Here is an 11,785-nt window from a genome sequence, read left to right on the forward strand (position 1 = left end):
TTTCTTGTCAATTTGTTGACTCTCCAATCCACACCCTGTATATTTATGGAGGAGGTGTATGTGTGTCAGTCATACGCAGTAAACTAAAAGAAGTCATGGAAAATCATGATCCTAAATTATCGATACGTAGGCTTGCAAAAGAGATTAACTACCACTTTGACTCCGTTCGTCGTATGTATAAGGATGAGATGGTACAGTATCCTAGGGAATTATTGCTAAAGCTTTGTCTGTATTTTAATGTCCAGCCTGGGCAGCTCATTGGCATCGAAATGGATGAGGAAAGTGATTGGACGATAGATGCATCAATGGATTATCAAGAGGACGTCAATGACATGGAAATCGATTAAAACGGAGAGTTGCAAACAGCTTCTGGAAACGTTTTATGATAACCCTTCGCGATGTATACAATATAATGGCCCMGTTTCAGTACGACAGGGAGGAAGTCATATTAGGAAGAGTTGAGGAACGGGATAGTGAGTTCTCTCAAGTCTTCTTTTTTATATGCAAGTCATTGATTTATTAAAGTTTGACTAGATTTTATGGTCATGGTATAATCATTTTGACAAGAATTTATGGTCAAAGAGAGCAGGAAACAAACAAATGAGTAAATTTATTCAATTGAACAAGCGCACTGGTGAAACAAAGTCCCACATGAATCAAGCAAGAAAACAGGGGCGCATCCCGGCTGTGTTGTATGGGATTGGTAAAGATACTTTGTCTGTAGAAGTAAATGAAAAAGAAATGTTGGATATTTTGAAAAAACATCCACGAGCTATCCTACAAGGCAATACATCCGATGAGAAAGTAATTCCAGTTATTGTTCAGAGCGTCCAAAAGGATGCGATGTCGGGCAATCTGCTGCATATCGACTTTCATCATGTGAATATGACTGAAATTATGGATAGCAAAGTTACTATCCAGTTTTCTGGAGAGGCAATCGGGGTTAAATCCGGTGGGGTTCTGCAGATCGAAATCTATGAAGTAGAAGTGCGTTGTATGCCTGGTGATTTGCCGACTTCCATGGAAGTGGATATCAGTGGCCTTGATACTGGCGACAAGCTTCTCGTTTCCGACCTAATCTTCAAGGATGGCATTGAAGTGTTGACGGATGCGAATACGGTTATGATTCAAATCAAAACCGTGCATGAAGAAGTCGAAGCAACAGCCTAGAAATAAATCTTCCCCTTACGGCGGAGAGTATTTGAGCTCATGAGCTTAGATACTGCCTACTGTAAGGGTTTTTTTATCGTGAGTCAATTAAGGCTGAAGAACCAAGCAAGTCAACATAGGCATCCCTAAGCAATTGCCGCGTGCGGAGTTTGCGGGGATCTACTCGTAAAGAATACATTTATTCCAATATCTCTGGATGAGACCATTGAGTAGGAGTAAGCTTACCAGCGCTTGAGCCCGCATCGACTGTGATTGCTGAACCACTAATGTAACGTGCCAAATCTGAGGCTAAAAATAAGGCTAAATGTGCCACTTCTGTAGGATCTCCTAATCTTCCATTCGGGGATAATAACTTTGCATATTGTTGAATAACTTCTTCAGGTGCATCTCCCCAAATTGAAGTCTTGATTGTGCCGGGACAAATCGCATTGACTGTAATATTGTAAGGTGCATAATCGAGTGCTGCACTCTTGGTAAGACCTACAACACCATGCTTGGCCGAAGTATAAATAGCCATGGAACTATTACCTAACAAACCAGCTAAAGATGCAACATTGACTACGAATCCTGATGGTGATTTGGACTTGAGGATCGCCTCGATTCCAAACTTCATTCCCAGAAAGACACCCTTTAGGTCAATAGATGTTAACCTATCAAACTCAGATATTGAATATTCATGAGTCGGCCTACTCTCGGCGCTGATTCCGGCATTATTTACAATACCGTCTAGACGGCCATAGGTTTCAATAGCAAAGTCGATCATTGCTCTTACATCTTCCTCTTGACTGACATCCGTTTGAAAGAAAGAGGCCTCTCCACCTGTAGCTTTAATTTCTTCTACTACCTTAGAACCCTTTTCGGCATTAATATCCGATACAATGACCTTCATCCCATTTTCTGCATAGCACATAGCAATTGCCTTGCCAAGGCCATCTGAAGCGCCAGTAACAATGGCTACTTTGTTTTGTACACTAGTGAAGTCTGTCATGAATAAAATCCTCCTAAGATTCAAGTAGATTTAGTAATTCGGGTTTCTCAGTATAACTTTTCAGTTTAACTTTACGTTAATCGATGTTTCTTCACTAACGTTTTGACGACATCATAATGGTACTCAAACGACTATTCTAATAAATATTTTTCATTGTAGAGGCCTAGCGTTTAGGTCTCCTTTTTCGTTTTTAGAAAGTCGTCAAAACGTTAGTGAAGAGTCGTTGGATTGTTAGTTGCCGCTATAAGATCCTTATAAAATGAGATTGCAGCAATTAATCGAAATTGAGGAGGAGCAAACATGGCACGTTTTCCAGAAGGCTTTTTATGGGGGGCATCCACTGCAGCACATCAGGTGGAAGGCAATAATACGAATTCTGATTTTTGGCTGATGGAAAACTTGGAGGGCTCGGTGTTCAAGGAACCATCAGGCAGCGCAGTAGACCACTATAAGCGATTTAAAAGTGATATTGCTGAGATGGCTAGATTGGGATTGAATTCCTATAGATTCTCCATTGAATGGGCTCGAATTGAACCAGAAGAGGGACGATTTGAAGCGTCAGAGATCGAACATTATCGGGAAGTTCTACTCGCGTGTAAAGAAAATAACATAACTCCGATTGTGACTCTCCATCATTTCAGCTCACCACAATGGCTCATTAGTCTAGGGGGTTGGGAGTCGACGGATACGCCTGCCCGTTTTGCACGATATTGTACCCATGTCATGCGTGAATTAGGCGAGTTGATCCCCTATGTATGCACAATTAATGAGGCGAATATCTCCATTGGGATTAAGAAGATTATGAAGCGATACGCAATGAAGTCTGGTTCTCCTGGTGCACAAGTCGGCATGAATATGGAGAACATGGCAGAGAAAATGCAAAAATACTTTACGGGATTAAGTAAATCATTTGGAGTCCCTCCTACCGAAGTTCACTCGTTTTTAGCTCCACGTTCGGAGGAAGGCTTGGCAGTTATTTTTGGGGCGCATGTGGAAGCAAGAGCAGCTATTCGGCAGATTAGTCCGCAAACCAAAGTAGGAGTTACCTTGTCACTCTACGACATCCAAAGTGTTCCTGGCGGTGAAGAAAATGCGAGGGATGCATGGCAAGAGGAATTTGTTCAATTTGTTCCATACCTGAATGATGATGACTTTTTCGGGTTACAAAACTATACGCGTGCTGTATATGGACCGGATGGTCTTCTTCCCATACCTGAAGATGCAGAGACGACACAGATGGGGAACGAATTTTACCCGGAGGCACTTGGGGCAGTTGTTCGTTATGTAAGTAAGCATCTTAAAATGCCGATTATGATTACTGAAAATGGTATAGGAACGGATGATGATACGCGACGTGTTGCTTTCATTAATCAAGCTCTGAAAGGTGTCCAAGATTGTATTGCGGACGGATTCCAAGTTTTGGGCTATATGCATTGGTCCTTGATGGATAATTTTGAGTGGCAGCTTGGGTTCTCCAAGACTTTCGGATTAATTGAAGTGGACCGTAATACACAGGAGCGTACCACGAAGCCTAGTGGTATTCATCTTGGAAACATCGCTAAAGAAAACGCAATCTAAAAAGAGGAGGAAGGGGAAATGGGTATGAAACTGCAAAGTAAAGTAGCGATAGTAACAGGAGCCGCTTCAGGTGTTGGTAAAGCGATAGCAGAACTTTATGCAGAGGAAGGCGCCAAGGTCGTAGTAGCTGATCTGAATCAAGAAGCTATCTCGGCAGTTGTGGACGCGATTAGGCAAAATGGTGGGATTGCTATAGGCGTGGTCGCTAACGTCATGAAGGAAGAGGAGATCCAGGCGATGGTGGACAAAGCTGCCGGAGCATTCGGAAGAGTCGACATTCTCGTAAACAATGCAGGAATCATGGATGGCTTCAGATTAATCGAAACAATCGAAGACGATTTGTGGGACAGGGTAATAGGCATTAATTTGACAGGTCCAATGCGTGCGATTCGCAAAGCGCTTCCGTTCATGTTGAAACAGGGAGGGGGCGTCATTGTAAATATTGCATCCGCCGCTGGAATAACTGGGGGCAAAGGTGGAGTAGCCTATACTTCTTCGAAGCATGGTCTAGTGGGGCTTACTAAAAATGTTGGTTACATGTACGCGAAATCCGGCATTCGCTGTAACGCTATTGCACCAGGCGGTGTTCTAACCAGTATCATGAATTCGATGGGCAATATGGACATGGCAGCTTTACAGGAGTTCCAAATTGGAGCGGGTACGCAACGGCGCGAACCTGTAGATCCTAGTGAAATTGCTACCGTTGCTCTATTCCTTGCATCTGAGGATTCTAAGTTTGTGAATGGGACTGTCATCACGGCTGACGGTGGTTGGACGTCGTATTAAAGCAAATAATAGGCTGAACGGGTTATTCCCGATCAGTCTTTTTTTTCGAAGAAGCGAAAGTCGTTAAAACGTTACTATGTGGTCGTTAGATTGTTAGATGGAAGGGATCGTATCCCTTAAAATCAAGGTAAGACATGAGAGAAATAATAAACGGAAAGGAAGGGTTTCTAAGATGGAAAAAGCATCGGCAACTGTATCGCGGGTGGGTATCCCGTACAAGAAAAAAGAAAATCGTTTCCGTAAATACCTGCCACTTCTAATTATGATGGCACCTGGACTTCTATACTTGTTGTTCAATAATTATATCCCGATGCTCGGGATCGTCATTGCCTTCAAAAAAATAAACTTTGCTAAGGGGATCTTGGAAAGTGACTGGATTGGATTTAAAAACTTTGAATATCTCTTTAAGACATCGGACGCTTATATTATTACCCGAAATACCATTCTTTACAATTTATTGTTTATAGTCGTTGGAACCTTTTTATCTTTAGCCTGTGCAATTTTGTTGAATGAGATCAAAAACAAAGTATTACTTAAGTTTTATCAAAGTGTGATTACTCTGCCGCATCTGATTTCCATGGTCATCGTCAGCTATTTGGTATACGCCCTCTTAAGTGCGGATACGGGATTCATAAATCACACCGTACTTCCATGGTTCGGAATAAAGGATGGAATTTCTTGGTACACCGAGGAAAAGTATTGGCCTTGGATACTAACAATGGTTCATTTCTGGAAAAGTGTTGGCTATTCGAGCATTGTATTCTTTGCAGCATTGATGGGAATTGATGAAGAGTATTATGAAGCTGCTAGACTCGACGGTGCAAGCCGATTGCAGCAGATCCGACATATTACCTTGCCGATTCTAACACCAGTCATTATCATGTTGACGCTGCTCAGTATCGGAAGGATTTTCTACTCGGATTTCGGTTTATTTTATCAGGTTCCGATGAATTCAGGTGCATTATTTAATACAACCGCCACGATCGATACGTATGTATTTAAAGGATTAACGGGCAATGGCGATATTGGCTTGTCCACAGCAGCAGGAGTGTATCAATCTCTCGTTGGATTCTTACTTGTTATGCTTGCAAACTATATGGTGCGACTATACAGCAAAGATAGCGCATTGTTCTAAGCGAATGCTTCCGAAGCGAGTTTTCTGCTCGTCAAGATGCGTAATCAGGAAGTACCGCAGAAAACTTTAAGGAGGTAGACACCCATGAAAAAAGAGAGTAGAGGTTTAACATGGCTCAGCCATATCACGATGTTCTTGTTCACCGTCATTTGTATTCTCCCGTTCATACTGCTCATTTCCGCTTCGTTAACGGATCAGAATGATATCATCGCGTATGGTTATTCGTTCATCCCGCATACGTTTAGTACGGCTGCGTATGAATATTTATACGAAAGAGGGGGAGAGATCGCCCGGGCTTACGGAGTGACAATCTTCGTTACGATAGTCGGAACTGTTTTAGGGGTAACCATGACGGCTCTTTTAGCTTATCCGTTATCCAGAAGTGGTACCCCATATCGCAATTTGATTATGTTTATCGTCTTCTTTACCATGTTGTTTCATGGAGGACTGGTTCCCTCCTACTTGGTTTATACACAGATCTTCCATATTAAAAATACGATCTGGGCACTAATTGTACCGGGGCTCCTGATGAACGGATTTTACGTGATGTTGATGAGAACCTTCTTCCAGACGACGATTCCTAGCGCTTTGATCGAATCCGCACAAATAGACGGAGCCGGCGAATATAGGACCTTATGGTCCATTGTACTTCCGCTATCGGGCCCTATATTGGCAACGATCGGGCTCTTCGAATGTATCATGTACTGGAATGATTGGCAGCTAGGTATGATCTATATTACCAATCCTAATCTGTACAGTGTACAAAATCTGCTGAATCGAATCATGCAGGATATCCAATTCATAAGCACGAATATGACGAATAATGCAAGTGATGCTATGCAACAAATGCCTACAGATGCTGTGAAAATGGCCATTGCTGTCATTGGGGTTCTCCCGATCTTGGTGGCTTACCCATTCTTCCAAAAATACTTTATCAAAGGAATTATGATTGGTGCTGTAAAAGGATAAGGTGCCAATTGGATTCCCCTATATGCGATGGCGCCACAACTGACTTATTATGGTTGTGGCGTTGCCTGTTCTTATAAGAGTATGATAGATCTGAAATTTAAATTTAAGTAATAAAAGGAGCCGAAACGATCATGAATACACCCGCATGGTACTGGAGACGAGCCTCGTTGAGAGTTAAGTTAATTGTCAGCGTGTTCATAATGACGATGCCGCTGGTGGGGATGCTCTTATACAACAACTACTATGCTATTCATGTCGTTAGGGGTCAAGTTGCGGATTCTTATAAGAACACGTTGAACCTTTATACGAACCAGAGTGATTCTCAATTAGACGACATTGATTCGTATATGCGTACGGTTGCCGGTACCGGATACGATTTGTTATCGCTTAGCCAAGAGGAGGCTGATGGCGAGTATTACAGTGCTAAAATATATTTGTTTAACAAGTTAAGTAAAGATATTAATTTGTACGATCCCATTACTTCATTTTTTGCCTATACGGATCATCGGCAAGATTTCTTAACTATTTCTAAGAAGAATGCTTCAGACATTAAGGGAAATGACATTATTGAAAAATATCTGATTGCCTATATGCATTCTGAGTTATTTTCAAAGGGAAGTCCTTCTAAGGTTTGGAAATATGTCCAAATTAACCAGGTTAATTACCTTGTTGATATTGTACGTGCTGGGGACACCTACCTTGGCGCTTTGATTAATACGGAGGAATTGGTAACCCCCTTTCATTCGCTTCAAATTGGAGAAGAGGGAGAGGTTATATTAGCCAATACACAAGGTGAACCTATTTCCGATTCAAAACTAGTAAGTGAATATGGGATTGAACTTCAACAGAAAGCAAATGAATATTACATTTCAGGCACGAAAAAGAAATTTCTTGTGGTTGGTGCTCTGTCTCATCGAGGGGATTTCAGTTTAAATGTATTGATACCCGACCATTATATATTAGCCAAGCTTCCTTATCTGCAGTCTATAGTTTGGTTTATCACGATCGCTGCATTTCTCTTTATCCCTATAGGTCTGTATGCCATGAGGCAATCTGTTCTAGTTCCACTCTATCGATTACTGCGCACAATGAAGAAAGTTCGAGAAGGTGACTGGAGCAGTAGGGTAGAGCTTAGCAATACTTCGGGAGAATTTCAACTGATGGGTGGGGCGTTTAATGCCATGATGTCCGAGGTTGAACGGCTCCGAATTAACGTCTACGAGGAGCAGTTGAATAAGCAAAAAGAGGAATTACAGCGGCTTCAACTGCAGGTCAATCCTCATTTCTTCTTGAATACACTCAATATTATTTATAATCTGGCTAAAATTAAAAATTATGATTTGATCTTGGATATGACCATGTCTCTAATCGAATATTTCCGATTTATGTTCCGGAGCAATACGTCTTTCGTGCCGCTTAAAGATGAGCTTGAACATACGTGCAATTATTTAAAGATCCAGAATTTACGTTTTCCGGAAAAATTGAAGTGGACAATCCACTCACCGGATTACTTATTAGATGTCCCGATCCCTCCGCTCGTCATTCAATCCTTTGTTGAGAATTCAATTAAGCATGCCGTTACGTTGGATGAGCCGCTCACCATTGAGATTCAGATTGAATTTCTGATTGAAGAGCATGGCTCCAGAATGAAAATAAGCATAAGAGATACAGGACCAGGATTTAAGAACGACATACTAGAGAAACTGCAGGCAGGCAGAAGTGTGGAAAATGAGCGAGGTGAGCATACTGGGATTTGGAATGTGGAACGGCGATTACGACTCTTGTACGGTGAAGTCGCATCTATCTTATATGATAACGATCTTCAAACCTTTGGAGCTAAAATAGAAATAATTATTCCTACTAACCCCGGATTGGAGGAAACGAGATGAAATATCATCTGCTCATTGTAGACGACGAAGTTCTGGCTATTGAAGGGGTTAAATCCGACCTTGATCTGAATAAATTAGGCATCAGCAGACTGCATACAGCCATTAATGTCAGACAAGCCAAAGACTTTTTCGTAAGGGAAAGGATCGATATTTTGTTGTGTGATATCGAAATGCCCCAAGGCAGCGGTTTTGATTTGTTAACTTGGGTGAGAGAGCATCATCCGAATACAGCAACGATCTTCTTCACAAGTCATGCTGATTTTAAATATGCGAAAGAAGCGCTTCAACTGGGTAGTGTTGATTATTTACTTAAGCCTGTTCGTGCAACTGACTTGGAAAATGCCATTCGAAAGGCGCAGGACATCATAAATCGAAACAGTGAGTTCAATAGAAACAGTCAATCCCATCAACTATGGCTCAAGCATCATTCCTTTATTATTGAAAGGTTCTGGGTGGACTTGATCAGCCATTCCATACCGAGCCAGCCCTCCGCGATACGAGATCAAGTGGAATTGCATCACATTCCTATAACGGAAGAATCGGTCTTTCTCCCTATTCTCATTTCGGTTCAAAAGTGGAAAAAAGAGTTGAATCGAAGAGACGAGAAGATTCTAGCGTATGCCCTGAAAAATTCAGCCGAAGAAATGATCATCGGTAACGGTTCAAACGGCATATGTTTTCACTTGGATCGGGGAATGCTCTTGTTGATCATGGTCGCAAATAAGGGCACGAATTGGGAGTACGAACAACTATTCCGAGCTTGTGAAGAATATATCGATTCGTGTAACGATTATTTTTACTGTGATCTCTCATGTTATTTTGGAAACGCCGTAGAAGCTTATGAAATGGCCGAAATGGTAGCAGAGTTAAGGAGACAAGATCGGAATAATGTTGCTTTCGTAAACCAAGTCTATCTTCAGCCTGATAACGGCACTTCTATGCCCCAAACAAAGCTGCCAACACTTAGCATAGTCGCCTCACTTATGAAAACAGCGACGAAGGATGCAGTCGTTCATGAAGTGGAAACGCTTTTGAACAGTCTTGTCAAAAACCAAGGAATCAATGCTGATATTTTACACCAATTCAATCAAAATTTTACCCAAGTCGTCTACTCCTTTTTGAACTTGAAAGGGATTGAAGCCAATCAATTATTTGGTGATGAAAAATCAAGACAGATCTCGGAATCGGCGGGGCGGTCTATCATAGATATGCTCATCTGGGCTCGTCATGCTGTTAACAAAGCGATGATTCATGCAGAAGCGATCAAAGAAACAGAGAAAATAGTCCAGATTGTGAAAACATTTATCTCACATAACCTGGATCAAGATATGACACGTGAAATGATCGCAGATCAAGTCTTTCTACATCCCGATTATTTAACGAGAATTTTCAAAAAAGAGACGGGATACGTTTTATCGGATTATATTGTGATTGAAAAAGTCAAAGTGGCGAAAGAGTTATTATCACATACAGATCGTCCTGTAAGCGCAATAGCATCGACGCTGGGATATACGAATTTTTCCTATTTTACAAAACTATTTAAAAAACACGTTGGCTTAGGGCCTATGGAATATCGAAGTCAAAATAACAAAGATCAATAAGTCGTGAAAACGCTATTATGATGTCGGTAGAGTGTTAGTCGCCCACTTCATTGAACGATATGATGAAGGTGTAAATGATTGATACTTTGGGGGGATAAGAGATGAAAAGGAAATTAAAGTTGGCGACATTGTCGCTTGTCACAGTTATGTTAACAGGAGTCATTGCTGGGTGTTCATCTTCGAAAACGGATGAAAATAGTGGTGCAACTGCAGCTTCCAGCACAACTCCGAACAGTGCGACAAAAGATCCTTATGAGATCGCAATTGCCATGCCGGCGTTCGGAGCAGTTCCGAAGGATACCCAAGCCGTGCAAGATGAAATTAGCAAAATTACAAAGGCTAAAATTAACGCAACTGTCAAAATCATACCTATTAGTATCGGGGCATGGGCTCAACAAAAGAATTTAATGACTTCTGGCCGTGAGAAACTGGATTTGTCATTTGAATTTGGTGCTGGGTACAGCTCGAGTGTAGCAACTGGAAATTTTGTTGCAATCGACAATCTGTTAGATAAGTATGGCGACGGAATTAAAAAACAGATCGATCCTGCCTTCTTGTCTAGTGTTAAAATAGATGGGAAGACCTATGGCGTGCCTGTCTATAAGGATTACACGACAGGAGTTCCTGGCGTACTGATGCGGAAAGACTTAGTGGAAAAGTACAAAATTAATATAGCATCCATTAAGACGATTGATGACTTGGATCAGGTGTATAAGACGATTAAGGAAAATGAGCCAACGATCGCTCCACTTGGAGCAGGACTATCCATGCCATCAGATGTTTATGTCTGGTATGATAAACTGGGGGATCGCTTAGGTGTGTTGCCTGAGTATGACAATGGTTTGAAAGTCGTGAATTTGTTCGAGACCAAAGAGTATGAAAACTATTTGAATAAAGTTCATAGTTGGGCTAAGGCAGGCTATATCAACAAGGATGCTGCTACAACCCAAGCTAACGCCTCAGATTTGTTGAAGGCTGACAAGGCATTTTCTTATTTCATCGGCCTTAGACCTGGCAACTTGGAATCGGAAATCCGTGCGAACGGCAAAGAGCTCGTGTATGCGCCCTTGATGTCTAATATTTATTCGACTACGTCCAATACGCAAGGTGGTTTATGGACTATTTCCGTAAATTCTACGAATCCTGAACGTGTCATGATGCTTATGAATTTGATGTACACGGACAAGGATCTTGCTAATTTATTTATTTATGGCATTGAAGGAAAGCACTATGTGAAGGCGTCAGAGAATTCAATCGATTACCCTGCAGGAATTGATTCCAAGACAGTTGGATATTCGATTCAAAGTTGGATTTACGCCAATCCATCCATCGCCTATCTAATGAAGTCAGACTTACAAGACATGTGGAAATTGACTGCAGAAGCTAATCAAAAAGCGATCAAATCTAAAGCACTTGGATTTACATTCAATTCGGAACCAGTAAAAAATGAGGTTATTGCTCTTAAAAATGTAACAGATCAGTATGCAAAAGGTTTAGAGTCAGGAACACTCGATCCAGCCGATAAGTTACCCGATTTCAGAGCTAAACTGAAAGCAGCGGGTATCGATAAAGTTATTGCGGAAAAGCAAAGGCAGCTTGATGCTTGGGCGGTTGCAAACAAAAAATAAGAACGTTAAGACCAGGTTTCCATTTTAATGGGCCTGGTTTT

10 protein-coding genes and 1 pseudogene are annotated in these 11,785 nt (G+C 41.4%); 10 read left to right on the forward strand and 1 reads right to left on the reverse strand.

What is annotated here, in order from left to right:
* The first annotated feature begins 62 nt into the window (after positions 1–62).
* The 3 genes and pseudogenes from AB4114_RS06035 (at position 63) to AB4114_RS06045 (ending at position 1,170) form a co-directional block, all read left to right on the forward strand.
* Positions 63–347 (forward strand): helix-turn-helix domain-containing protein, encoded by a 285-nt coding sequence (locus AB4114_RS06035; RefSeq protein WP_441987616.1) that lies wholly within the window; start codon positions 63–65, stop codon positions 345–347.
* Positions 348–394: 47 nt separating this feature from the next.
* Positions 395–502, forward strand: a pseudogene (locus AB4114_RS06040) (DUF1861 family protein); the annotation flags it as partial.
* Positions 503–600: 98 nt separating this feature from the next.
* Complete coding sequence (locus tag AB4114_RS06045; protein ID WP_171628596.1) at positions 601–1,170, forward strand: 50S ribosomal protein L25; 570 nt, start codon at positions 601–603, stop codon at positions 1,168–1,170.
* A gap of 178 nt (positions 1,171–1,348) precedes the next feature.
* Here the strand turns inward: AB4114_RS06045 and AB4114_RS06050 are convergent, their stop codons facing one another.
* Positions 1,349–2,158, reverse strand: coding sequence for an SDR family NAD(P)-dependent oxidoreductase (locus tag AB4114_RS06050; protein WP_441987617.1), 810 nt, complete (start codon positions 2,156–2,158; stop codon positions 1,349–1,351).
* A 300-nt stretch (positions 2,159–2,458) separates the two neighbouring features.
* Here AB4114_RS06050 and AB4114_RS06055 point away from each other — a divergent pair, with 300 nt between their 5' ends.
* The 7 genes from AB4114_RS06055 (at position 2,459) to AB4114_RS06085 (ending at position 11,744) form a co-directional block, all read left to right on the forward strand.
* Complete coding sequence (locus AB4114_RS06055) at positions 2,459–3,736, forward strand: glycoside hydrolase family 1 protein (protein WP_441987618.1); 1,278 nt, start codon at positions 2,459–2,461, stop codon at positions 3,734–3,736.
* A 24-nt stretch (positions 3,737–3,760) separates the two neighbouring features.
* Positions 3,761–4,522 (forward strand): glucose 1-dehydrogenase, encoded by a 762-nt coding sequence (locus AB4114_RS06060; protein ID WP_441987837.1) that lies wholly within the window; start codon positions 3,761–3,763, stop codon positions 4,520–4,522.
* Positions 4,523–4,694: 172 nt separating this feature from the next.
* Positions 4,695–5,657: an ABC transporter permease gene (locus tag AB4114_RS06065; RefSeq protein WP_441987619.1), complete on the forward strand. Its 963-nt coding sequence runs from the start codon at positions 4,695–4,697 to the stop codon at positions 5,655–5,657.
* A gap of 84 nt (positions 5,658–5,741) precedes the next feature.
* Complete coding sequence (locus tag AB4114_RS06070; protein WP_441987620.1) at positions 5,742–6,626, forward strand: carbohydrate ABC transporter permease; 885 nt, start codon at positions 5,742–5,744, stop codon at positions 6,624–6,626.
* A 131-nt stretch (positions 6,627–6,757) separates the two neighbouring features.
* Complete coding sequence (locus tag AB4114_RS06075) at positions 6,758–8,515, forward strand: sensor histidine kinase (RefSeq protein ID WP_441987621.1); 1,758 nt, start codon at positions 6,758–6,760, stop codon at positions 8,513–8,515.
* Positions 8,512–10,116 (forward strand): response regulator transcription factor, encoded by a 1,605-nt coding sequence (locus AB4114_RS06080; RefSeq protein ID WP_441987622.1) that lies wholly within the window; start codon positions 8,512–8,514, stop codon positions 10,114–10,116. Before AB4114_RS06075 ends, AB4114_RS06080 begins: the two co-directional genes overlap by 4 nt.
* A gap of 101 nt (positions 10,117–10,217) precedes the next feature.
* Complete coding sequence (locus tag AB4114_RS06085; RefSeq protein ID WP_441987623.1) at positions 10,218–11,744, forward strand: ABC transporter substrate-binding protein; 1,527 nt, start codon at positions 10,218–10,220, stop codon at positions 11,742–11,744.
* Positions 11,745–11,785 lie beyond the last annotated feature (41 nt).

The organism is Paenibacillus sp. 2RAB27 (genome assembly GCF_052115445.1).
GTDB lineage: Bacteria > Bacillota > Bacilli > Paenibacillales > NBRC-103111 > Paenibacillus_E.